Raw genomic sequence first — 25,645 nt, 5'->3', positions numbered from 1 at the left:
GCGTGTCTAAGCACTTTTGATCGGCTTATTTACACTTCCGTCATCACTCGTAATGAGTCACGGTTGCCACTCGCTCACCTATTGCCACATTCTCCGCCAATAGCGCACAAAAAACAGGTTGACCTTCCCGTCAGACGGGGCTGTTGTAGAGCTTCGTTGTGCTGAGGTTCTTGTGCGACCTGTAGCTGGGTGCACAGCTTCTAGAGTGGCTCGTTCTCCAATACTGCCCTAAATAATCTCGTGCGCATGAATGATCGGAGTATTCGCGCGTCAGGCCTACCGATTCTCAGCGCTTGCGTAATCGCAGATCCAATCAATTACGATCGATGAAGACCGATGAGCCCCTCACGGCAAGTGCAGCACGTTGCGCTGGGTGGCAGCATATCGGTTTATCTGGCATCTTGCGCACGGAAACAAGGCCATGGAAATGACAGAGTATGGAAAGCTTGGAAAGCCATGATGCCAGCTTCCCACCCTTCCCACACTCTTTGGAAATCCCTTCGGGATTCCCACATTCCCACGGCCACGAAGACTGGATATTATTCTCGCGCCCCCCCGAAATCCCGAATTATCGACACCGCAAGGGGCTTGTAACGGATGTCTCAGGTCCACAGCGTAACGCATGTCCCGGTACACTCACCCCTGAGTGTCCTGGGGACATGCTTTACAAAACAAACGGGGCATGGTTGCAGCGAACCGCGCCGCCTAGGGATATTCGCTATACAAGCGTGCAAAACCATCATGTATGCCCGAAATGAAGGCATTCGCCTGTTATCACCAATCCATAAGGTGTTTAGTGAAGACAAGTCGACCTCCGAGAACCTCTGCAGAATCTGGCAGACGACTTAGAGTCTGCTACTTGTCGCTTTTCACGAGCCCTGTGAGTCCCGCAATGAAAAATATCGACAGGCCCCAACCAAGCATTGTTTGGATCCAAAACCACCAACGTAGTTGATAGGAATACGGTGCTCGACCCGGAAGTTCAAACGACGGATTCGATGTCCAGCTGCCGGAAACCCCAAGGTTGATTGCCGGTAAAGAGTGCTCGATGGAAAACATGATCGAGCTGAACCGTTGATATGAACCTGGTGGCTGCTGATGCGCCTCGAAATAGACGTAGGCATCCTTATCAGTCGGAACGATTACTCGCTCCTGGTAACCCCAAGCTGAAGCCACAATGCCGATTGACGTCAGAAGAAGCATCCCGATGAAAGCTCTATCCAATTTGTAGCCATAACCAATTGTCCATTTCAGACATTGCCTCCAGAGATATACGAACGGCTTCAGCATCCTGGGCCGAGCGGCCATCTCTTGCTTTCGGTGGAGCAGTTCCTCAAGATAGAAAAGCGCTTCGCGCGAATTCCGCGTTTCTCCAGTCTTCGAATAGACACCTGCCAACTGCTTATAAATTCTGGGGGAAGGCGACGCGTCGCGTTGAATCCACTTCAGGCGTGCATCAATGTCTCTAGTGCAATTGGTAAATCCCTCGAATGAGAGCCCCTCCAATAGAAGGAATCCAGAATCTGGCCAGCTTGCTTGGTCATCTTCAATACCGCCAATCGTTGCATCTCTCAAGTCCAGCTGGGTTTCATTTGCTCCAATGACTTCCTTCCACCGAAAGACTCGGCGGATAGTCGCATGGCGAAGGTCCACTGAATCGAATTCTCCGTGGAGACAGCTCACATCCATTGCCTCCAAACCTCGGAGCTGTGTGCCGCCCGAAGATGTCTTGGTCAAATCGAGCACAGCGGCCCCCGCAACTCTTGCGCCCTCTGCATTCAGTGCCGTAAGGCCGTTCCCGGAAAAATTTCCGCGTGTACAGTCAAGCACCCCGATATTTGCGTTCAGGAGACGGACGGCGCCTACCGCTGAAAATCCCTTACGCAAAAATACACTTCCTGCTACCGTGATCCGGTCCGCTCTGATGGCAAATTTATCTTTACCCGAATTGCTAAAAGTCCCGCCATCGCACTCGAAATTGCTCCCAATCCATGCACTAGCAAACCCAACTTCCCCGTAAAAACTACTCTGGCATGCTGACTGAGAGAGGAATACGCTGCCGCTGATTTTTATTCTGTCGCATCCAAGCGCGTTACCGGTTTGGAGATTGAACGATGTTGCTGGCGCGTACCTAAAAGTCGCGCCGTCTGTGCGAAAATCACCACCTACCTTTGCGTTGCGAAATAGGACTTGTCCGACTGCTTCAAATCGGCCATTCATGAGCACGTTGTTCGCTACATCCACGCCATCCGCAAGGATGGAGTGCATAACGCATGATGTGAAAATTAGCGATGGAAGGCGTGCATTTTTGAATGAAACGTCTTGCGTAAAAGCGCACAACTGGAACATTAAGGGGAAGGGTATAGAGCTATAGGAAAAACTCAGAACTCCAGCAATTCTTGCCGCATAAATGTGAATACCTTGCCTGTTGACCTTTCCCGAAATACTTTCCGTCGTACAGAGCCATTCCAGGAATTCCGCTTGAATCGTTCTTTCGGAATGCCAGCCATCACTGTCACGCGGTTCGTTCGTAGAGTCATTGTCATTGCCATTCGATCCGCAGATGGCAGCATCACCTGTTGCCGCAGCCCGCAGTACGCGCTTCTCTGCTTCAGATAAGTTGGAAAAGCGTTGCGTTGCCAGGTCTAAGATCTCGTTCATTTCAGTGATGATATACGTTCCACTTTAGGTCTGACGTGGAAACGAAAGAGTTCCAGTTCAATACAGTCACTAGCGTCCCAGAGTAGTTTGGTCGAACGCGTCTCACAAAACGCACTTCTCCTTCGGTACTTCGGGATTCAAGTAATATCGCCAATCCATCCATCAAATGCCTTCTGTCTGTCCGTCAATCGCAATTACATCGTTGCGCTATTTCTACTCGTAATTAGGTGCCTAAGCTCTCGTTCTAGAACCTGAGGATTACGGCAGACGTGCAGATCCCATGTTCCTAGCTTCCCCCAATTGTTGACTGCGGAAACCCACCTTCTCGCGGAATCATGTTTTGCCTTTGCTTGGTTGTCTTCATACCCCTTGATCTCCAGCAGTAGGGTGACACCATTCACAAGTCTCACAAGATAGTCTGGGAGATAGTTGTGCTCAACTCCAAGATATTCATATGGAATCATCAGGTCGAGGTGGTCGTTTTTTGCGTAGTACTGGACGATGCCATGCTTAGCCGCCATTTCCAGTCTGAATGCCGCGCTCTGCTCCCACTGTAGTGTGTCCGCAACAACCTGATTGATGTGGCTCATCGCTGTGGCGAAGCACGGCTTGGTTGTTGGGAACTTAACGTCGGCGGTAGACCCTATGGACTTGTAGCGGTCAAGGATTGGCATGAGCGGCATTTCTCCGCTGTTGTCATCCGGCTCAATCCGAGATAGCAATCGTTCGATGATGCGCTGGACATAGATACCCAGGCCAAGTTCAGAGTGATGTTCGTCTTGAAAGTTGACCTTGGTCCGAACGTACTCGTCCACAACCGCAAACACTTGTGGGAACAGTTGATGCTTGGATTGTAGGCGGAACACTCGCGCCTTCCTGTCGCTACCCTGGTGTGACGCGTCGGACAACAGCTCAACTATGATCCGGGCCAAGTTGAACTTGATTGTTTCTATGTGATTCTGTTCGTAATAGGTGTGCCGGTCCTGTTGGATTAAGGGGAGCACGAGTGAACCCGAGGCCGCGTGGCCTTCTTTGTAGCCAACGGTCGCCGTGAGAAACGTCGCTGTAGGTTCCTTGTGAGGCTCCACAACAAGCGTCTCCATGGAGGCAACGTCGCACTTGATAAGGTTTTTCCGAAGGGCAAATGCGTAGCCGTCGACAACTGGAAATTGAATCTCCATAGCTTTCCGCTCCGGCAACGCCATGACAAGTTGCTTCGGTTTATCCTCGGCAGCGCTCGCAGTTAGAGGCCTGCCTTTGAATGGGATGACAGAGAACGGGATACCGTAAACATCAACGTACTCTTCAGTCAAAAGCTCCTTGCCGTTCTCGGCAATGGTCGGAGTGTAGTTCATCCTGCGAAGACCTCGTCCAACCACCTGCTCGCAAAGTAGCTGACTCCCGAATGCACGGATACCGAGGATATGGGTCACGTTGTTCGCATCCCAGCCCTCCGTCAACATCCCCACTGACACCACGCAGCGGACATGTTCTCCTGGTTGCCCAACTTTTCCCACCGTTGCGACAACCTGCCGAAGATCTTCGGCGAAGTCCTTCTTTCCCTTTTTAGGATCGCCGCTCTCGGCTTCGGCTAACAGCTTCGAATCGATTCGGATGGTGTATTTTCTCTCAGCGGTGTTTTGGAATTGCGGCAGGACTTCACTTTGACCATAGCTGGTCGCCCATTTGATCTTTGACTTAGCCTTAGTAGGCCTGTCCTCTTCGTCCTCATCTGCCTCAACGTCGGCTTGCGTTACGACTTCAACCTGGGTCTCTCCGCTGATCTTCTGGTACACAACTTCTGCAAGGTCCGTGTTATCGCAGACAACAATCATCACAGGGGGAACGTGTTCCTGTCCTGGCGTGGCTTGCTCGACATACTCGAACCGTTCCTTCCACTGACCTGCGAGTTGTTGCAGTGCGCCCTCAGCATCGCGATACACGACCTGTGGTTTAGGCTTTCGAGCTTTCCCGGGCTGAAAGTCTGCCGGTTGAAGGTTTTCTCGAATCGTTTCCCAGAGCTTGAAGTATTTAGGGTCGGGGAGGCCTGTCACATCCATGACCGGCATACGCGGAATCTTCACGATGCCGCTCTCGATTGCATCGACAAGACCAAAATCACTAACCAGCCACGGAAACGGACGACCCTCCGGATGGCCGCTTCCTTTGATATAGAAGGGGGTCGCCGACAGATCCACACACAGCGCGATACCCTTGACGTTCGGACCCTGAGGATTGGAGTTATTGAGTTTGTCCAACCCACCGACCCAGACTGTGGCCTCTTCCTCCTCTTCCTCAAGCTCTTTGGCCTCGCCGGGATTAGGGGCATCTCTATTGCCATCGGCCAAGGGACGCCAGCAATGATGACCTTCGTCGTTCAGAACCATGATCGGCATTCGGTCATAGAGGTCGTCACCGAGTAGGTGCCGAGCGAATGTCTCAGGAGTGTCTGGACCCTTATTGACGACGGCGTATGTCTTGCCGCCTTCTTCGTGCTCTGATTGTGGGCTGAATGAATGCCAGTTCGTCACGAGCACCTTCCCTCGTTGCATCAAAGGGCGGTACTTTGTCGGAACAATGTCGAACTCAACATAGTAGTTGTTAGCATTCTCGGGACGCAGCACCTCCAAGCGTTCCTTCACCGTCAGGTTCGGACATACAACGAGAACAGCATTGGGATATTCAATGCTGTTTGGATTGACGCCTCGATTGCAGAAGGCCCACGAGATCAGCATCGACATCACAACCGTTTTGCCTGAGCCCGTTGCCATCTTGCAGCCCAGTCGTTGCAACGGCAGTATATCGGGGTCAGTCGAACGATCCACCAATGTCGGGAAGTAGTCCGTGGGAGTCTGATAAAAGCTTGGCCGGTCTCCCTTTAGCAGTTGCTGAATGTCCCCGTCTGTAACGGCAAAGTCTTTGAATTGCGTCCGGCTGCTCCGACCCGGAATCCGAATCTCAGCCAAATAAATGAGCGTCTCGACTGCTTCCAACTGACAGAAAAACAAGCGGCGACCACGGTCTTTGCTCGTCCAATGGCTCAGGAGATCCTTTGTGACGTTGGACGCACCTCTGTATTTGGACTCACGCCAACGATCAACGTCTTTCCGCAGAGCATTCACCAGCTCGATGTCGTCTCGCTCTTCTTCGACGAACATCTTCCCCTGAGCGCTGCCCACCTTGTCGGTCTTGTACCAGTAGCCCGCATCGCGTCGGCCAGGTTGCTCCCTTGGCTCGCCGGTCTTGGTGTCATACAGCCAATGCGCGTCCGGCACCTCATAAGGACTGCACAGGATGGGGCGTTTTACCGGCTGGATCGGAACTTGTCCGGACTTATCGGCCACGACCGGCCTCCAGCTTGTGAATCCGCATCACCTCATTACCGCGCGGATCAATAACTTTGATTCCAACGCAGCTATGTTTTCCGGCTGGAAACGGTAGCGACTTCGTTCCACTAAGTGCATCAAAACGCTCGGCATCTACAACACCGTTTAACGCCTTACTCAACTTCTCCCATGCACTCTTATCAGGAAAGAATGCCTGGGTAATGCAGAAGGTGCGCCCGTCGTAGTCGCCGTCCACGAACCATGCTGCAACCTTATCCGACTTGGTTGGCGTCACCGTGTTATTCACGGGATTGTAGATATCGACGCCTTCCATCGTGACGGTGTACTCACCTTGAGCGTCCGGTCCGTCGAGCCGAGTTCTTGGCTGTCCGAATACACTAAAGAGCTGGCTTCCGGGCTGCTCTTTCAGTAGTCCAGCCATGGCAGGATTTACGTCCGGTCGAATGTGCGCTGAGTGAACTTTCAATTTTGGATGCGAACCTTCTGCAATAACAGCCTGCGCCGTACCATCAAAGCTGAATCCCGCAAGCACGAGATGGTCATAGCCCCGACGGCTCGATTGTCGAATAGCTTCCTCGACCTGCATTGCAGTGATGGGTCCGTACTGCGGCCCGAAAACGACACCGATGTTGGATTTGCCCTCAGGGTCTGCGTCCGGACCGCCGTTTTGCCAACGCCCCTCGGCGTGGATGACGGTTCCATCCATCACTTGTTCGAGTCGATGAAACTTCATAGTTCTGTTGTTGGGGAACATAACGCCATCCAACTTGAGATAGCGGATCATTTGGTCCAGGTACGCATCCAGATTCTGTGCCTCCTGATCTACGCGGCTCTCGACCATGCGTATTTCGAACGTCTCCAATTCATTGGGAGCGCCTGCGAACTCGCCAACCGTTAATACCTCCGCATCGCCAAGCGACATTTCTGGGGGCTGCACAGCTTCGACAGTAAAGGGGCCGCTCACGCGTACAACTCCGCTTTCTATCTTCGGCTGGTCAATTAGCTCTTCTTGCTCTGCATTCGCCGCAATGCATGCGTTCACCTCATCCATCTTGGATCGCCAAACATCTCTATAGCGTTTCACGGTATCGGCGAGCTCTGGGGGCCAGTCAGAGTCTGTATCAAACGGTACCTGCCAATGTTCCCAAGGTTCACCAGCTTCGGGAAGCAGCCAGCGACGGCGATCCCCCTCTGTCATTGCACTGCGACCTTCAGTTTTCTGCTTGATGATGTATTTGGAGTACAGCTTTCCCGCTGTGAGACTCGGGACTTTCTTGAGCGCTTGGTTACAGAGTTGGAGAGCTTCATCTAGGACGGGCTGGTGTCGAGCGAAGATAGGATCTAAGTTCTCGTTGTGGGCAATAGACTTGAGAGTGATGTGTCCAACAGACTTGCAGATAAACCCGCCCTTCGGCCCAAGACTAGGATTCTTAAACCGGAAGAACGAGTATTTTGCGGTCATCAGACGTTGACGGGCGATCGCAATGGCGACTCGACTCGTATCTGTCGTAATCCATCGACGTGCCCATTCCTCCGCAACAAACGCAGTGGTCCCGCTTCCGCAAGTTGGATCGAGGACAAGATCACCTGGTTCGGTACTCATCAGGATGCACCGTTCTACAATCTTTCGGTTTGTCTGGACGACATATACCGGGTCTGATTCACCGTGCATGTCCGTCCACACGTTATGGATCGCTGCCAACCGACTGTCACCCCAAAAGACCACACCGAAGGCGGATTTGTCGCCTGCACGTAAGCGCCCTGCAAGCTCAAGTCGACGCATACCAGTTTCAATGTCATATCGCCACTGCTTATCGGAGCCACAGAAAACAGTCTTACCCTCGACGCTGATCTTCTTGGTACGGGTCGGGCTGAAATGCTGACTCACTACGGGGTAATCATCGCGCACGAAAAAAGGCGCGAACTGCTCCAATTCTTTCGCAGACAGAAGCGACCCGCTGCGTCTCTCTCCAGAGGGCAACTCCACTCGTCTGTATTTCTCTGCGTCTTCTGGCAATCCCGGATCAGTGTACAGATTCGGCATTTTTACCTTGCTCTTGTCTCGTGCGTACCACAGCAAGTAGTCAACAACTGACTGCCCCTTTTGAGTGCTCGACTTCTTCTTTACGGTGATCACTTGGACTCGATTCGAGCCGCCGAATACTTCATCCATAACCAGAGAAACGGCGGGCAAATTTTCATCCCCAATCTGTAAAAAAATGCTCCCCGAATCACAGAGCAGCTCCTTCGCGACTTGGAGGCGGTCGCGAAGATATGACAGGTAGGAGTGCAGACCAAGCGACCATGTGTCTCGGAAGGCCTTTATCATTTCCGGTTCACGGGTCAGGTCGCTCTCGCGGTCCGTCATGTCCCTGTTATCTATAGAGACTTGAAAATTGCTTCCAAAGCGAATTCCGTACGGCGGGTCCATGTAAATCATTTGAACCTTCGCAGCCAGATCTTCACGACGCGAGAGTGAAGTCATCACTTGGAGGCTATCGCCAAGAATCAACCGGTTCGTCCACGGGATCTCATGCCGGTAGAACTGAACGGCCTCTTGGTAAGACTGCTGAGGGTCGCCAAAGAGCGACGGCTCAATGTCCTGGCGTGCGGCGACACGAAGTATTGCCTGGGGACTAACGCGCTCGTGTATGTGTAGCGCAACCGGGTCCACATCAAACCAACGCTTTTCGCGCTTATTCGCCCACTCCAGCCACGGTTCTTGATTGCGAAGCGCCGCGCCTAGTTGTTCCGCCTCGGCGGCAGTCAGCGGCTGTCTTTGAGCCTTTTGTAGCAACTCCGGGAGCTGATCCGCTGCGCCTGCGGAATCGAACCGCAGCGCCGGGGCGAGGCGCGGGCTGTACTCGTACCGAATCTTCGGCATAAGCGGCACCGTGCCCTCCGCAGCGATCTTTGCGGGCGGATTATTCTTTCGGGTCGCTTCGTCGTGCCGATAATCGGTTACATTGCCGAGGCCGCCCTGAGCCCCGCTGACGTGATTATTAGCCTGTTTCTTCTTTCCAGCCATCTAAAGTCCCATCTTGAATCTCATTTGGGGTATGGGGCATTTTAGGGTATTTTGTTGCTGTGCATCCGAGCACGGATGGAGCAAGCGATTTGCGCTTTTGCTCTGGCCGCGCTCAATCGATAATCTCTGCCGTATAAATGGCCGTAGGCGTATTCGCCTGAGCACGAATGACCGGCCAATAGAACGGCGTTCCACGCCAACCTTTCGCCTCCGAGCCCTCCTGGCGAAGCAAAAACAGGATCGGATGATTGATCGCATACTGTTTCGCCAGCTTGCCTTCGGTTCGTTCCGAGTCTGGCGTCTCAATATAGGTGGCGTGAGAACCGGCGCTCGCGAGCCGCGCTGAATCGCGGCCATCGGCGGCCCAGATCAAGACATGACCCCGTTCGGCGGGAACCGGGTGCTGTTGGCAAAGATGAGCGAGAGCTGCAACAGCCCCGTCCCAGTCAAAGTCAGGCGCATCGTCCTCCGGGAACTCCATGGTCGGCGCAATGGCTCGAATCAGATCAATCGCATCGCTAACAGGAATGAGTTTGGGAGCCGCCGCATTGAACCCACAAAGGGCGGTGATCTGCTCGTCCAGAACTTTGATCGCTTGACCAATGCCATTCGCTCCGGTCCGGTATCCCGTCTGAAATCCGATAGGCAGGATGCGTTTATAAGGGCGAAGTGTCTGTGTCGTGGCCACCAGAATCTTATTCGGGCTGCAAGGCACCACAGTTCCGTCGGCAGCCTTTCGGATGAACTGAACGGCGTGATCCCCGCCTGACTCAATAGCAGCCCGTAAGGAAGAGTCAAATTCCTCCATCTGGCTCATGGCATACCGGATCACGTTTGAGGTGTAAAAGCGCGTGACTGCCAAGTCCATACGACGGTAGCCATACATACGCGAGTGCTGCAAGACCGTGTCTTGCTGATATTTGTTTGGACGGCGGCCATAGTAGAACCCAATCAGACCCGCAAGAGTAACTCCACGATCAAGCACCTGACCACCGATAAAGATGTTCAGTGGACTTCTCAGCTTGAGCTGACCTGAGCTGTCGAGCAGCGCGGCCACGTCATCATCAGAGTTCACTTTCGCTACGGTTATGTGCTCGTCCTCAAGAGCCTCCGAGACTGCGGCAATCACTGCGTCCACTTCGGGAATCGGCTCCAGTGCGAGCGCTAACGATCTTGCGAAGTCACCATGTGCCTCTGTAACCAGGCTGATGAACTCATCGTGCTTGGACTCGGCAGCTTCCTGCAACTTCTTGATGATCGCCTTCGTGAGCTTCTCTTGCCAGGAATGAGCTTCCTTTCCGGCCTCGGAATGTAGAAGGAATGAAAACCGAAGCTTCTTGCTCTTTTCGCCAGCGTTCGTTCGGTTGATCCGTTGTATGCATCCCCCGACGATGAAGTTGATGATCGCTGTCCGAAAACCGTTGATGGCGGGCGACGTGAGAACCTGATCGATCTTCAGAGATCGGGCGTCTGGCTTCTTCAGTCGTTCAAACTCTCGGTGATCGACGGTGTGGTGGATGAGGCTTTCGAGGGTGTCAGCTTCGCTCTTGGCCGACTCGCCAAAGTAGGTTTCACCGCCGACATACTCGGCCGGTACCGGAACCAACTTCGTGAAAGCCGGACGGGTCGGTTTGAACGTGAGGACGTTGGCTACCTCAATCTCATTCGGCTGCAAGTAAAGCGAATAGGGTGTCGCCGTGACTTGCAGGAATGAAGAGCTTTGAATGACGGAACGAAGATCATTGATCTTGCTGGCAATCTTGTTCGCCTCGATGAGTCCTGCCTTCTTTGTGTAACCGATAGATGCATTATCGGCCTCATCATCAATGATGAGCGTGCGCTTCTCGGCCATCAGCTTGTTCTTTTTGAAAAGATCAATGAGTCGACGCAAGTTGTCGTCTTGTTTCTTGGCAACGAAGATGAGCTTGGAATCTAGCTCGAAGACGCCGAAGGAATCTGGCGCGTGCATGATGTCGTAGATGTCCAATTCGCCATCATCCACGAACATTTTGAATTCGCTATTCAAACGTTTTGCAGTTTGCTCGATCAAAGCCTTGGAGTTTTTGCTGAGAACGATTGCGATATCGAAGCCGTTATCGAACGCGAACGCCAAGATGCTAATGAACGTTCGAGTCTTGCCACTCTGAACCTTACCTAGCAGCATTCCGGGATGATCAGAGCTGGTTGCTTTTTGCAAGAGCTCCGCTACTGTCTCTTCGGCGCAATGAAACGTGTCGGAGCTGAAGCCTGGGTTGGCAGTCTTATAGCTCGGGAAGAAGGAACCTGTCAGATTGAGACCGCTCGTCATGCTTTCACGTACTCCGCGTCAAGTAATGGTTTATGAGCAACTATACGATTGGGAAGAGTCGAGTATATCTTTGCCTCGTCCTACGCGTATCTGCCTCGATGACATTCTTAGCTAAACATCCTAATCACTCGATCTCAGCGAGAACTTAACTCCGACCTGCCACTGCAACAGCATCTGAGAGCCTATCTGCTCGAATTTGGGATTGGCCCTAATGTATCGCTTCATTGTCGACACAACTTCGGACATCGCATCATTGATGCGTTCGAGGATCGCGGTGATCCTGGCGGGTGAGCCACCCATGCGAGTTTCACCAAGACGCTGAAGGTCTTTGACGCTTGGCCAGCGGGTCGATCCGTTCAAGGTGAGCGCCATGCTGTCTTTCGGCAGATAGACTGCCGTTGTCACCAGATCATAGACAGGAGCGAGTCGTGCCTCGCCTTGAACATCGTCATAGACAATGCCGAAGTTTTTCAGGTGCGCATCTCCATTCCGCAAGGCGCAGTTGAGAGCGATAAGAGTGAAGAGACGCTCCGTATCCTCGACGAGATGCGATGAATTCGCAAACTGCGTAAAACGCTTCATGATCGACGTTTCGTAGCTGCCGCGATACTTCTCATCGGTGCGTCTGGCGTTCAGCACGCAAAAATCCTCGAAACCTCTATACGCGCCATCTTGACGTAAATCGAAGCGATCGATCACCAGGGCATTCGCGTCTTCCGAAAGCCGATAGGAAGGCACCTCGAGCCCGCACGCTTTGGCAACTTCGAGGCAGAAGTATTCATTCGCCGCGAGCTGTGGATACTCGTTCGGCTCCCAGAACTTCACAATGTGCGTTGCACCTCGGTAGCTTTCAGAAAAGCGTTGGCCGGAACCGTCGAGCGCAGAGAATGCGGCTTCGTCTCTCACGAGGACCTTAGGCTGGACTCCACTAATACCGGAGAAGGCCGCGAACTTCTCAATGAGATAACGAAAGAGATCGCCACCGCGTCGATGCTCCAGAATTTCGTCTACCGATTGGAAGGGAACGTCTTCCTGAAGCTGCTCACGCTGACCGGTGTATCGAATGCGTCCCACTTGCGAACGCCCCACAACACCTAAGAGATCAAACTCGTCGAAGCTTCCTGTAGCTTTAGCAAACGATAAGCGCAAACGCTCACGAAGCACGCCTTCGGGAAGATTCATTTCGAAGATTGGCAGCAATCCGAAACGAATGTCCCAGGATGAAAGGCGAACCGGCATCGTCGCCGAGACAGCGCGCGAGGCAAGAGCATCTGGAGCGTAGGCGAAGCTGCTGCCCCGGTCTCCTGATCGATCAAGCATTCCAGCTTCCTGCGAATCGGTCCAGACCTTAATCATGGCTTTGCTCACTCATCAGCTCTTCTAGGGTCGGCCTGCTGGAGCTGGCCTGCTGAATCCTCATCTCAAGGCCCAGCGCGGAAAGAATGTTGCTGATCTTGGTGTATCCCAACTCTCCCATGCGGCCATTTTCGAGAGCATCCAATGTGGAACGACCAATGTGTGCTTTCTTCGCAAGCGCGGCCTGGCTTAGTCCCAACGCTTTACGCTTGTGGGCTATCTGCTCTGCGATGGCGGATATAGGCAGCATGATTGCCTAATATACAAGGCAATGGCAGTGAAAAGCAAGCATGTTGCCTAGTATATAAGGCTGTGGCGGCTTTGACTTCAAGCACACGCTCGTGTGCAGAGGCAGCACCGGATCAAAGCGGGCCGGAGCGGCCCTGATCCGGTGCCAAAGAAACCCGGATGCTTCCATCCGGGCAGAGCAGCTTACATCGCCTCCGCCAGCGAATGAGACTCAACTCTACGAGGCTCCTTCTTGGCTAAGTCCTTCTTGGGACGAGGTTTCATCACATTGATCGCAGAAGCATCGAGCTGAGTCTTCAGGTGGGCAGCGTAGTATTTCTCGATCATCTCCACACTGGTCCGGCAATTCTTTGCGATCTGGTAGATGTCAGCCCCTTCGAGAAGCCGCAAACAGATGTACGTGTGACGAAGGCTATAGGCAGTGCGCGGTCTGCCATCGCGGTCAACCCGAAGCTTCTCTTCCTCAAGAATCGCGTTGAACAGATCGCGCGACCACTTTGGAAACAGCAACTCGGTTGTTCCCGGCTGCTGCCACTCTCCGCTCTCTAACGAATCCTTGCGACTGCCCGCACGCCCCGGACCGCCATCAGGACGCAGACGAGCCTTCAGACGCTGGAACGGTCGCACAGCTCCGACCGTGCTCTTGCAGAAGCCAATGCCTCTCTTACCTCGGACTTCGATCTCTAGGATTGTTTGGCCGCTGCCTTCGTCTTCAACGATCTTCACATCGCGGAACTGGAGACGCATCGCTTCATCGGGGCGAAGCCCTGTATTCGCGGAGAACAGAACATAGTCGTGAAGCTGTTCCGCTTCCCAGCGAAAGCGCGGCTGCTTCGGGTGCTGCGCCCGCTTGCGAGTCGCTTCGTAAAGCTGCTTGTATTCTTCCGGCGAAAACCATGCTCTGTGAGAAATCTTGGCCGACGCCCGATAGGGCGCGGACATATCAGGGAGATGTTCAATCCATCCGTGACGCAACGCCGTCTTGAATATCTGGCGCAACGTCACGATCTCTTGGTGCATGGTGTTATGCGCGGGCGGCTTGCCGCGTAGCGCCTTCGACTCCTCAAGGCGATGGATGCGGTACTCGTTAATCGTGCCCGCAGTGATCTCAGGGAGAACCATGCTGCCAAAGAAAGGAACGAGATGGCCATTCGTACGCGCGTGCTGGCCGCGCGCGTAGGTTGCGTTCCGTTGTCCCTGCGTCATGATGTCGAACTCGCGCAGATACAACTTGGCCGCGTCCCGGAATGGCTTGCCGCTCTTTAGCTCGCCGTCGCGCAGCTTGCCCCGCAACTGCAAGTACCAGTCTTCCGCGAATTCCTTCGCTTTCGAGAGGCTGTCTTCTTTGGTCGTTGTGCGCCGGTTCTTGCCTGCCAAATAGGTCGCGCACTGCCAGCTAGAACTGTTCGGACGTTTGTAGACGTGAACCTTACCACCGAGGATGGTGTGATGTTCGGACATGCAGTAGCACCTCCCGACTTCCAAAATACTACAAAAGTGTGGAAGAGTTGTGTAACGGAAATGGCGCTTCGCTAATCACTATAAGACGTTTATTTTGAATAATTTGAGTAGGTCTCAGACGCTGTCTTGGACGATTTTGAGTCCGCTGCGTCTGCCTGTTCCGCCATCCCGGCTCTCTAGATATAGTATCAAGTTCTTCCAGAACAGAACCTCGGCGGATCAGTCGCGCAGGCGGTTCGCGCCAATCGCCGCGCGTAGGCCATCTCACTGGCTCGAACGTCACTCAAGCCGGGACGCTCACACAAGATCCTCGCCCTGAGAAAGCCGTTCCTGATCAAGAGGTGTTGCTCTCGCGGTCATTTGGACGCTCGCCGGCAAGAGCTTGGAGAGGATCCCAGCCTCGGCATTAGTAGGCCTTCACACGCCCCGAAGAATGTAGTCCTGACGAGATGGAGTGAAAGCATCCAGGACGACTGAATCCTCCAACGCTCGGGCTGAGTGTCGTTCGTTCGCATGGATCAAATAACTGCATCCGCTTCGGGTAGTGTATTCGGTGCCTTCAACCGTCAGTTCTACGGCTCCCGAGACAACAAATCCCGCTTGTACATGCGGATGTGAATGCTCAGGGAGTACCGCACCCTTCCCCCAGGTAAACAAGACCATCATCAGTTCTTGGTTGTGTACCAGGACTTGCCGCGCAAAACCTGGGTACATTTCAACTTTGATTGAATCGGCGCTTTCCAATATCACTCTATCTTTTGACATTTCTGTGCTCGCCCCATCGAAATACCCTCATCATTTATCTCAGATCTCTCATTGGACGGAGACCGCGATTGTTGAACTTGGCTCCCGGGACCGTCCGAAAATATCTGATGCTGGACCGGGCGAAGATAGCGTCGTTGAAGAAGCTCCCTCCCCTCGACCCAGGCATGAAATCGTCCTCTGAACCCACCTTGACGCTGGGTTCGTCATCGCCTACGTTGTAATTCCGAAAGCTATCCAGGCACCACTCCCACACATTCCCCACTACATCGAAGAGCCCAAAGCGATTCGGTAGATTAAATGACCCCACAGGCGTATGACCTGCCATGTTCAGATTGGCATTACCCTTGAGTCTTTCCGGATCATCCCCCGTAAACCAAATCGTGGTCGTTCCTGCTCGAGCCGCGTACTCCCATTGTTCCTCTGTCGGCAGCGAAAGCCCCACGCGGGTCAACACTATGGAGCAGTCGTTCCAGCTGACGCATTCGACCGGATGCACCAACGTCAGACCTGGTTGATTGTCGGGACGAAACATGCTCGGATTTGTTCCTGATGCATGGAGCCACTGTCCTTGAGTCATCTGAAATTTCGAAATGAAGAAAGGCTTTAGAGTCACCGTGTGTACGGGACCTTCACGGTCAAGTGCATAGGGATCTACGTTTGGCGACCCAAGAGGATGAGAATCGCTAGGCCTAATGGCCCCCATCCGGAATGTTCCACCGGGCACGAGCACCAGAATCAACGCCGACATATCCTCCAGAGCCAGACCACCGTCTGGATCTCTGCCGGGAACGCTACCGGTGACGAGGACCGCGAACTCCCACAAGCCTGACCTGGCATCCTCGCCAATAGGTAAGAGACCTTCCTGGCTTGAGATCTTCAATCCGTTATATTTCGGGCTCTTCTCAATCGACTCGATCGCTTCCGCCCAACGCGCCCGATGCTCCTCGGACAATGGATTTTGTTGCGCTTCCACCTGGGCGACCACATGCTCGGCTGCAGCCAACAAGCCACTCCGGAACCGTTTTAATCGAGCTACGTGCAGTTCTAAAGTATCGTGTTCAAACTGAATCTCCTCGCTCTCATGCCGCCAGGAACCCTCCGCATTCAATTGACCCTCCCGCCGATATCTCTCAAGTTGACGGCCATGCATTTCAATACGGGTGCTTAGGAGCTGACCGCGAGCTATAAACTGCTGCATCTGAGGAATATCCAGCCATATCCTGCCAGCCACTGCCTCCATTTGATCCAGCGCGGCAGCGTCGCTCATCCTGGATTGTTCCGCAGAGGCGTCGAGGCTCTGCAAGAGGAAGTCCTGCTCTTCGGCATTCACCTCGCCAGGGTATAGTTCAGCCCATTCATTCGCTCGAGCGAGCAATGGACCCCGGTATAAATAAGCATCGTTCTTCCCAGAGGCGATCCACTCTTGAGTCGCCTCGGTGAGACGCCGCTGCACGACAAGATTTTGCCGGTCCTCTTCTATCCAGTCCCGCAAGCGTTTCCATCGCTTAATCAGTGCCTCGTGCGATAGCTCTACGGTGGCCTCTCCCCCAATCAGATCCTTCGCCTGGGTTGTCACGAGCCGAACGTCTGGCGCTGTGAACAGAGAAAGAATGGTGGCGGTCTCCGACGACCCATTCGAAATCGTGTTGAGTTCCGTTAGCGGCGCTCTTCGCTTCGTCGCTTCAGTTCCGTGGCCAGGTTCGATCATACGGAGCAGCAGGCGCTTTGCAGCGGACTGCTCACTCGGTGCGAGGCGGCTGAATATCTCTTCTGCTCTTCGCTCGAGCGCCCCTTCAAGTCCACCGATTTGTTTGTAGGCATCGTGGGTCAGGGTGTTTCCCCTGCGGTGCTCCCAAAGTTCAAGTAGCACGTGCTGCAAAAGAGGTAAGGTCGTCGTCTCCTTGATAGAGTCTTCAAGAAGAACATCGACCAGCCCAGGTTCAAACCTGCATCCGGTCAGGAGCGCCGGCTCTTCGATGGCGCTCCGCATCTCGGCAGCAGACATCGCATCCACAAGCACCTGGCTGTTTGATAAGGCAGTTGCCAGGGCAGAATGTGCCGCACACTTACCGTAGAAATCTGCGCGCATCACCACGCAGGTAATGATGCGGCCCCCGATGACTCCCGACGCATAGATGAGGTTATCAATGAATGCCTTCATGACAGCACTATCACTGCAGAGCGCGAAGAACTCCTCAAATTGATCGACGACGAGAAGGATATGGCAGTCCGGGTTTCGGTCTCGAAGGACTAGACGCGATATCAGATGGAGGGCTCGCTCGTCCTGAAGACAGCTGCGCGTAAAGTCCATAAGCGCGGAGAGATCGGAAAGAGGTTTGTAGATGGATGATAGGGCAATTGCGAGACTCTCAATCGGGTCGGCACCGGGCCGGAACACAACAGTCGGCCATTGGCCGCTCCCTTCGATGGCGCCATTCTGAATCGAAGCGATAAGTCCCGCGCGTGCCAATGAGGATTTACCGCTGCCGGAAGGGCCGAGAACTCCCAGGAACCGGAGCCTCTGCATCGAACCCTGGTTTGGGCAGAGTCTGGTCACAAGCCGGGTGGTTAACGCTTCACGTCCAAAGAAGAGCCTGGAGTCACCGACATCAAAAGACTGAAGGCCGCGGTAGGGGCACTCCCCATGTTGAGGGGCAGATCGCGCAGGGCCGGGTGCCTTTCCCTGGATCCCGCATACCAATCTTCGAAGGGCCTCGTCATCGGCGGTGCCCGCTTGAAAGTCCACCCAGGTCTGCCTGCGCAAAAAAACCGGCAACTGCCTGTCCGACCTCCGGGGCGCCCCTGGCAGATAGACGGGGATCACGCGAAATTTTCCTGTGCTATCGCGAACTCGCCTATCAATGGCTGCACGCATCTCTTCGTTCTGCCAGGGCCCCGCGCCACTGGGACCGACGAAGACAGCGCAGCTTGTGCAGCGATCGAGCGCCTCTTCGATAGCTTCCTGAAAAGGCTCCCCGGGAATGAGGTTCCACATATCAAGCCACGGCGTAATCCCGCTATTTAGCAGTTGCCTAGCCAGCTCCTCGACGATGGGCTTATCTGCCGTATTGTGCGATAAGAAAACATCCGAAAAAGGCGACTGACCGATAGAGAGGGGAGAGGTGACCGCATTCGCAGGAGATGTACTTGCACCGGCCATAGCCTAGAACCTCCACTCCGCCAAACCAATCACCAGGATCAAGAAACGGTAATGCCGCACATCGTCGCGAGAGCCTTAGCGTAGAGGCGAAGTTCGGAACGGAGGGCCTCCATCTCCGACCGAAATCTCTCGGCTTCTGGCCAGTTCGATTCATGCTCCCAGACGCCTATTTGCTCTCCCCGCTTCGATTCCCACGCTAGGAGGACAGGATGCCACTTTGATAGAAATGGCCTGAGTCCGACGTTCAGCACGGCCATTGCGATCCCTCCAACCGAGTTTCTCGTACCACCCAAAGTAGGACCGCCCTCTCTCAGGATGCCTCGGGTCGAGTCGAACAATGAATAGAGAGAAGATAATGCCTCCCTGTAGAGCCAAAACTCCCCTTCCGGCTTCTGCACGGCAACTCTCGTGATGAGTTCCACATAGAGCGCCCAGGCGGCCTTCCGTTCCGCGGGGTCGGACTCCCATTCGGCTTTACCCATGCCGAAGGGAAGACTTAGGGAAACTTTCGTTAGCTTTGCGGGGTCCCGGTTCGGCATGAATCGCTCCTGTGCTGGTTCGAACGTGATCGGCGCAAGTGGCGACGAATCCCCAGCCAATCTCCAGATATCCATTTGCAAAACGTCCACCGAAGTGTACACTGCCTGCGAGTAGCGGATCCCCGAAATTCCATCCGCGCACCCTTCAGGGAGTCTTGTTGCGCTTTGTCCCGGGAAGACGCCCTGACTTGAACGATTGGACAGCAAGATACTATTCCAAGGACGCAAAATGGGCCCGAGCCAGAGGTGATGTATGCCGGAACCGCCGCGTGTCGATTTAGCAAATGGGCCACTTGGAACCCTGGGTGATTCTACCGGTCTGACGTGCAGTATGGACGCAGCAAGGCGGCACTACGGCTCGATCCAGATCATTCCATTCGAGCGTTTTGAACTTGCGGCCAAAGCAACGAAATCGGGCGTTACCGAGTCGTTTCTCGTCCCGGCAGCTTATCCGAACACCAACCTCTTCATCATGGATCCAGAACTTGAAGTTGCCGAGACATTTTGTACCCGCATTCCGCCCCTTGTAGTAGTGGGACAACAGGGACTCCGAGAAGCCGTCACGGTATTCCACCATCCTGCGACCGCCCCTTTGCTCACCGAAGTCGGCCTTCCCTACCAAACCGCAGTCCCCGTTACCTCCAATATCGAGGCCTGCAAGGCCGCGCATCAATCTTCCCATTCCATCGCCATCACCAACGCACTTTGCGCAGATCACTACAGCATGCCGGTCCTTAAGGTGCTTCGCCTGGGCATCAAGATGCCATGGATCCGCTTCACTAGACTTTCCAGCGAAATATCATCCTAGCGAATCCTGGGTCGTAGCCGCTGGGCTCCCTTAAGAGAGACGTCTTCACTACGCGCACAACTTAGGCTTGTGTCCAGTAGATTTATCGATGGAAGCTGTCGCTTCGCAGTGGTGGAATCGGGCTCGTGGTCTTGAACGGGAGAAGCATGGAAGAAAGTCGGACTGACATCTGGGACAAACGCGCATGGCCCGCGTTCCAGAGGGTGGCTCGTTCGGACTCCGGACTCTATTGGATCCTGGTCGTCATCTCGGCCTATAACTACCTGGATCGCACATCGCTCAGCGCTCTCATCGCGACCGTCGGACCTGACCTGCATATAACCAATCTGGTATTTGGTTTTGCGGGGAACGCATTTTTCGCCAGCTACACCGTCTTTTATCTATTCGGTGGCCGACTGGCGGATAAGCTTGGACCACTTCCCGTGCTGTATCTATCGCTGGGAATCTGGTCAACCGCTGAGATCTTACAGGGTTTCGTCTCCGGCTCGGTTTCTCTATGCGCTGTGCGAGCCCTGCTGGGGGCGGGCGAAGGTCCATTCTATGCGATCGCCGCGAAAGCGCTCTCCCAACGCTTTTCATCTGCTAAGCGAGCTAATCCCCTCGCACTGATACTGTCGGCCGGACAAGTGGGTGCCATCCTTTCCGCCCCGACGATGTCTGCCATAGCAGCTCATGTGGGGTGGAGAGCCTCATTCGTTTTAGTGGGCTTATGCGGCTTGGTGCTCCTGGGCTTTTGCCAATTTGCCCTCGGGTCGCCGCTGCGGAGTAAACCGATCGACATCGAGATCCCCAACCCGGGAGTAAGTGCAGATCCAACGAAAATAGGGCGGATAGGCAAGGTCTTTATAAGCCTGCTTCTTGTGCGGGCCGCTACCGATGCCGCGTATTATTTTTACGTCTTCTGGATGCCTAAATACTTTCATGACGTACAGCATTTCAACCAATCTCAGATCGGCCATTACCTTTGGGTGCCCTACACGGCGGGCTTCGCAGGTGCAATCGCTTCCGCTAAAGCATTGAGTCTGATGATGAGAAAGCACGCGGATGCACATGAAGGTCGACGGCCTCTGTTTCTTGTAGCAGGTCTCCTTGCGATGGCCGGCGGCTTGACGGCTTTCACTTTGAATTCGCCCTTAGCTCTTCTGGCGCTTAGCGTGGCCTGTTTCGGACATCTGGCGTGGTTGACCCTTCTCTACGGCGCGATCATCGATGCCGTTCCCATGGAGCGCGTAGGATTCTTGTTCGGTCTATCTGGCGCGTCAGGGACGCTCGCCAGCGCATTGTCCCAGCCGGCGATCGGCGCCATCATCGACAGGTTTGGCTATCCCCCCATATTCGTTGCGTGTAGCGTGACCATGCTGCTGGCGGTAATCGCGGTTGTGATGGCGAGGCCTGTGGCTATTCGAGACGCCGCGTCTCTATAAGAGCACGTCCAACCAGGAGTTCCGAGGGAGGTAAGGATGACGGAAGTGGCGAATAGAGTGGCGGTCGTGCTCAGGCCGGGGCTGCGTGGGGGAGAGGCTGCGAATGCAGCCGCGATCGTGACGGCGGGGCTTCGCTGTGAGGCGTTCACCAACCCGGTCACCGACAAGACTGGGACTGCGCACGCGGCTGTAGTTTGGAACGTTGTGATTTTGAGCGCGAAGAACTCTTCGCACATGGATCGCATCCTCGCTGACGCGAGAGAGACGCCAGTAGCAGCAATCGCTTTCACGGCAGAGGGAAGAGGTCTAAACAATAGCTTTGACGAGTACGTTTCGTTGCTTGCCGATAGATCAACCTCGGAGATGACTGTGCTGGCTATCGGCTTGTTTGGCGTGGATGCGGAGGTTCGTGCATTGACCCGCAAATGTAGTGTGTTTTCAGAGTAAGCGCCTTCACGAGGAGTAGACCAAAGTAGTCGTTACCCGAGCCAGCTTCGCTACAAAGGAGCTTTGTTGGTCGTGAGCGGGATAGTCGTGACTGACGGGCTGGAGTAGATCTGCTTCAGATCATCTGGGGTATTTTTCTTCGGACCTTCCTTATCGCTCCACGAGACGGCATAGGACCAGAACTCTCCCATCCTTTGCATCCGGGGCACATCGGGAACTCCGCCAAACTCGCTGATGGCGAGGATCTTGCGATCGCCATAGCTCCGCTGCAGAGCGGTCCAGAGCTGGCTCTGAGGATCTCGGAGGTCCTTCGGATAAGCGTCGATACCAATGATGTCGACGTAGCGATCGCCGGGATACCACGCCGTATTGCCATCGCCGGTATAGACCCAGATGAGGTTGTGAATCCCGTCGACGTTCGTCAGGCGATCGTAGAGCAACTGCCATAACTTCACGAACGGCTTCGGCCCCTTCGCTCCCCACCAGAACCATCCCCCACTGGCTTCGTGCAGAGGACGCCACAAGATCGGTACGTGCGCGTCCTGGAGTTTCCGCAACTGAACTGCAATTGCGTCGATGTCGCTCAACATGGTGGCGTAATCCGTCGATGTGGGATCAGCGAGCGTCTTCTCCAGATCGAAGTTGGTCGAGTCCGTATAAAAGCCTCGCCACCACGGCTTTTCCGAGGAATCGATAAGACCCGAAGGAGAGCACCAGTGCCAGGAGAGCGTTACCACATACCCTGCCCTGTACTTTGCGATAAGACGGCCTACTTCGTCTTTCTTTTCGGGGTGCGATCCGTGTGCAACCTCCTGCGGACTGTAGGAGAGGAGGTCGCCGCCCATGATGGCTGGCAGGGCACCCGTCTGATCGGATACGTATTGCGCGTCGTCATCGCTGTAGACGCCAAGCATGGTTGTCTTTCCGTAGCTCGTATCCAACCGGCCTAGAAGCGCTGTCGCCTCCGGAGTGAGCTGTGCGTCCACGGCCTTGGCCGGAGCTTTTGTAACCTTGACCGCACCCTCAGATAGAGTCAACTGGATCGAAGCGACATCGAAGAAGCCCCAGCCCTTATTGATTTGGACGACGTTACTTCCCTTCTCCAGTTCAACCATGCCCACTCGCTGCGATACGAAGTCATGATTCGGAGTCGCACTGATCGTGCCGGAGATCTCCAGGCCATTGATGGCAATGTTGTAGCCCTTCGTCCCAATGGAGCGAAAGGCGACGTCGAGATCGTAAAAGCCGCTCGAGGGAACTTTGACAGTGAAATCCGCGTGATCGGAGTCCTTTAGAAATCCGGTGACGAAAGCCTTGCCTGGGACGGGTTGGACTTCAGCAGGTGGTTTCGGGGCAGGGGTTACCGGAGGATCCGGCGCTGGCGATTTAGAAGGATCGATCGGCAAGACCAGATGAAGATCGGGCCCTGCAAGCTGAGCCGACTCCGCACCCACAACAATTTGCTGCGCGAACGATGTATACGGAAGCGATACTCCCATGAGCACGATCGCAGTCCACAGATGACGCAAGAGAGCCCCTTCCCGGTCGAAGACTTCGATTGTTGTGACTTGGAAGACTGCCGCGGCGCTCTAGGTTGAGGCCGCGGCATCTCCATGTGTGGACTTATAACTTCGGAACGACCAGTATCGTGATCGACTGAGCCGGGAAAAGCGTGCTAAGTGTGCTTGTCGTACTTGTCCCTGTCGGGGGCGTCACAGTGACATCCGGTTGCGCCGAAATCCCTGTGATGTTCGCTTCGTTGTAGAGATAGGCCTTTGCATTTCCGTTCGGCTTCAGGTTGGCGAGGGACAGCGTGCTCGTCAAATCACCATAGCTCTTGTTGATGACGACGATCGTTACGGTACTATCCGCTGCACGCGTCGCTCCGTAGACTGCGAGGACACCCTGATCGGAGCTGGTGGATGTGATGGCTGTCTCGCCGAAGTGGGCGTTCTTACCATCGTAGTTGGTGTAGACCTGGAACCCAACCAAGCCCGGTTTTTGACTTGGCTTGCTCGTATCCGCCGGAGAAGGATCCGGTGGGCCCCAAAGTGTGGCCAGGTCTAGACCCTCGCGCCCGAAGATGCCGAGGATATCAGCCTGCGCAAGTGCTCCGTTAATGGCCTCCTGGCCGCCCCAGTTGTACTCGGTGATGGCAAGCTTGGTGCCCGGATAGTCCTTCGCGACCCATCCCTTCATCAGGTTGATGAGGTTCGGCGGATACGCTGCCCCCGTGCAAGTGTTGTTGTTGGGGTCTGTGTAGGCCGGGTCGGTATAGGTGGGGTCCCAGAAGACGCGCGTCGAGTTCAAGCGCGCCTGCTGCAGCGTGGTGTCTCCGGTGAGTGCGAACGCGGCACCCGGTGCGGCAAAGTAGGTGTGCAGATCCACGTAGTCAAGGAGACGTTTGCCGTTGGTAGTTTCGTACTTCTGAAACTGCTGCAGATAGTACTCAATCAGCGGGATATTGCCGTGGGCCAGCCGGTCGGTCGGGTTCGCATTCTGGCAGGAAGGATTGTGGTTGTAACCGTTCGCAACATCCTGAGCGGAGTAAAAGTAATTCATCCAGTTGGAGATGACAGGACCTGTCACGAGCGCCGAGGGGTCCTGTGCCTTGATCGCCGCTGCGTAGGTGATGCCCTTGTTTGAGAGCTCGTCGTACGTAAACGGATTTGGATGAACGTCCTTGTGGACGCCGTTCCAGTACTCCGGCTCGTTGTCCAGACCGTAGAGGGCGACACCGCCATGGGCCGCTGTGCCGAACTGGCCTACGAGGAAGTTGACCCATCCACTGACAAAGGTCTCATCGATCGGCATGCTGGTGTCGGTCGGATCGTTGACGATCGTGGTGCTGCCGTTTACCGGGGTCGTCAGAATGCCGGTACCGCAATCCGCATTCGCAGGGTCGGTCACCGTCTGGGCTCCATACTTTGCTACGGAGTAACTGCACGCGGATTTCCGCAACGTGGTGTAGCCAATAAGTGGAACGGTCGCCAGTGTGTTGGTTAGCGTCTTCTCATCCTGTGTGACTTGGCTGTTGAATCGACTGGCAACCGGATATCCGGTCGTAGTTGGGTAGTTATTCTCGAAGTAGTAGTCAGACGCCGAGTTCGTGGCGTCTACCAGGTAGTTATAACGCGTCGTGGAGTTGCCCCCCCAGCGCTCCACCGGAAGATTGACCTCCGCGGGAACCACAGGGTTCAGCCCGTAGTCGTCCATGCCGTAGATGTTCGGGCTGATCACGTGGGTGGGGCTGCCCACATCGACGCTCAAAGCTGGACCTGTGGTCGTCGCCGGCGCGTTCAACGTAATTGTGACGTAGGTCGCAGCGCTCGGGTTGGCGACACTGGCTGTCCTGAGAGTAACGGTCGCCGGGATAGGATAAGGCGGAGTGTACAGGCCGGTGGCAGAGATCGTCCCCAACGAAGTGTTGAAACCAGAAGGTCCCGTCAGGCTGAAGCTATAAGGAGAGCCGTCGTAGTTCTGCGTCTTCCCGTTACTGTCGACGTAGGTTCCCACCCCATGAACCGTCGCGGTGAACTGGGTCGTCGCTGGAACGACGGCCGTCGGAGAGATTGGCGTCACCGTCACGCTGGTGACACCCGGGTAGGTGGCCAGCAGATTCTTGCTGGCGGTCATCTTTACCGTGCAAGTCAGGCCAGAGACGCTATCACAAGGAGGCGGGGCACAAACGAACGGGCTCGAGCTTGCTGAACTGGCATCGCACCATGCGATGAATGGCCCGGTGGAATCGGAGGCAGCTGCCGTAACCGTCACCGTAGTGCCGGGGCTATAGACCAGCGACAGGCCGGTTGTACCTGAGGCCACGCCGTTGTTGTCCGCCGGACTGATGGCCGTAATCTGGTCATGCAGACTCGCGATCGAGGTAACAGAAAGGACGTAGACAGGAGGCCCGGAGAGGGCTGACCCATTGGTGCCCGAACAGCCCGACAAAAAGGCTCCAAGAAGAACCAGGAGACCCAGGGAACCCGCATAGCTCATCCACCGAACGCTAAGCTTCATCATGATTCACTCCATACATCTTGAATTTCGTTTGCATAAGGAGCTGCCTTCCGAGTTGCTCTTTCATTCGAA

Annotated in this window: 15 protein-coding genes; 3 read left to right on the top strand and 12 right to left on the bottom strand. The window is 54.7% G+C overall.

Translation table 11 applies throughout. From position 1 onward, the window contains the following. Window positions 1–855 precede the first annotated feature (855 nt). From OHL18_RS20275 to OHL18_RS20235, 10 genes are all read right to left on the bottom strand, one after another. A complete protein-coding gene (locus OHL18_RS20275; RefSeq protein WP_263376702.1) occupies window positions 856–2,661 on the bottom strand; it encodes a hypothetical protein in 1,806 nt (601 codons plus the stop codon). A 194-nt stretch (window positions 2,662–2,855) separates the two neighbouring features. Continuing rightward, the gene (locus OHL18_RS20270) at window positions 2,856–6,005 is read right to left on the bottom strand and encodes a DEAD/DEAH box helicase (protein WP_263376701.1); all 3,150 of its coding nucleotides are present in this window, start codon (window positions 6,003–6,005) and stop codon (window positions 2,856–2,858) included. Then, window positions 5,995–9,036 carry a site-specific DNA-methyltransferase gene (locus OHL18_RS20265; protein ID WP_263376700.1) on the bottom strand — a complete coding sequence of 1,014 codons (3,042 nt, stop codon included), beginning with the start codon at window positions 9,034–9,036 and terminating at the stop codon, window positions 5,995–5,997. The genes OHL18_RS20270 and OHL18_RS20265 overlap by 11 nt, the downstream gene beginning before the upstream one ends. Window positions 9,037–9,148: 112 nt before the next feature. Beyond that, window positions 9,149–11,344, bottom strand: a complete 2,196-nt coding sequence (locus OHL18_RS20260; RefSeq protein WP_263376699.1) for a Z1 domain-containing protein — start codon at window positions 11,342–11,344, stop codon at window positions 9,149–9,151. Between the two features lie 120 nt (window positions 11,345–11,464). Next, window positions 11,465–12,700, bottom strand: a complete 1,236-nt coding sequence (locus OHL18_RS20255) for a type II toxin-antitoxin system HipA family toxin (protein ID WP_263376698.1) — start codon at window positions 12,698–12,700, stop codon at window positions 11,465–11,467. Then, window positions 12,693–12,950 carry a helix-turn-helix domain-containing protein gene (locus OHL18_RS20250; protein WP_263376697.1) on the bottom strand — a complete coding sequence of 86 codons (258 nt, stop codon included), beginning with the start codon at window positions 12,948–12,950 and terminating at the stop codon, window positions 12,693–12,695. Before OHL18_RS20250 ends, OHL18_RS20255 begins: the two co-directional genes overlap by 8 nt. 182 nt (window positions 12,951–13,132) lie before the next feature. After that, complete coding sequence (locus OHL18_RS20245; protein WP_263376696.1) at window positions 13,133–14,410, bottom strand: tyrosine-type recombinase/integrase; 1,278 nt, start codon at window positions 14,408–14,410, stop codon at window positions 13,133–13,135. A gap of 417 nt (window positions 14,411–14,827) precedes the next feature. Further along, a complete protein-coding gene (locus tag OHL18_RS23365) occupies window positions 14,828–15,073 on the bottom strand; it encodes a cupin domain-containing protein (RefSeq protein ID WP_396274991.1) in 246 nt (81 codons plus the stop codon). A 136-nt stretch (window positions 15,074–15,209) separates the two neighbouring features. Next, complete coding sequence (locus OHL18_RS20240; protein ID WP_263376695.1) at window positions 15,210–18,335, bottom strand: nSTAND1 domain-containing NTPase; 3,126 nt, start codon at window positions 18,333–18,335, stop codon at window positions 15,210–15,212. Window positions 18,336–18,373: 38 nt separating this feature from the next. Next, window positions 18,374–18,874, bottom strand: a complete 501-nt coding sequence (locus OHL18_RS20235) for a hypothetical protein (protein ID WP_263376694.1) — start codon at window positions 18,872–18,874, stop codon at window positions 18,374–18,376. A gap of 253 nt (window positions 18,875–19,127) precedes the next feature. Here OHL18_RS20235 and OHL18_RS20230 point away from each other — a divergent pair, with 253 nt between their 5' ends. The 3 genes from OHL18_RS20230 to OHL18_RS20220 all read left to right on the top strand — a co-directional run bounded on the left by OHL18_RS20230 (window position 19,128) and on the right by OHL18_RS20220 (window position 21,553). Next, window positions 19,128–19,682 carry a hypothetical protein gene (locus tag OHL18_RS20230; protein ID WP_263376693.1) on the top strand — a complete coding sequence of 185 codons (555 nt, stop codon included), beginning with the start codon at window positions 19,128–19,130 and terminating at the stop codon, window positions 19,680–19,682. Window positions 19,683–19,828: 146 nt separating this feature from the next. After that, window positions 19,829–21,106 carry an MFS transporter gene (locus OHL18_RS20225; protein WP_263376692.1) on the top strand — a complete coding sequence of 426 codons (1,278 nt, stop codon included), beginning with the start codon at window positions 19,829–19,831 and terminating at the stop codon, window positions 21,104–21,106. A gap of 45 nt (window positions 21,107–21,151) precedes the next feature. Next, window positions 21,152–21,553: a DUF2000 family protein gene (locus OHL18_RS20220; RefSeq protein ID WP_263376691.1), complete on the top strand. Its 402-nt coding sequence runs from the start codon at window positions 21,152–21,154 to the stop codon at window positions 21,551–21,553. Between the two features lie 50 nt (window positions 21,554–21,603). Here OHL18_RS20220 and OHL18_RS20215 read toward each other — a convergent pair whose 3' ends face one another. Continuing rightward, the gene (locus OHL18_RS20215; protein ID WP_263376690.1) at window positions 21,604–23,082 is read right to left on the bottom strand and encodes a glycosyl hydrolase; all 1,479 of its coding nucleotides are present in this window, start codon (window positions 23,080–23,082) and stop codon (window positions 21,604–21,606) included. 94 nt (window positions 23,083–23,176) lie between these two features. Continuing rightward, on the bottom strand, window positions 23,177–25,576 hold the full coding sequence (locus OHL18_RS20210) for a glycoside hydrolase family 44 protein (RefSeq protein ID WP_263376689.1): 2,400 nt from the start codon (window positions 25,574–25,576) through the stop codon (window positions 23,177–23,179). Window positions 25,577–25,645: the final 69 nt, after the last annotated feature.

It is taken from the genome of Granulicella aggregans (genome assembly GCF_025685565.1).
In the GTDB taxonomy this organism is placed as follows: domain Bacteria; phylum Acidobacteriota; class Terriglobia; order Terriglobales; family Acidobacteriaceae; genus Edaphobacter; species Edaphobacter aggregans_B.
This window is presented reverse-complemented; position numbering and strand designations above follow the sequence as displayed.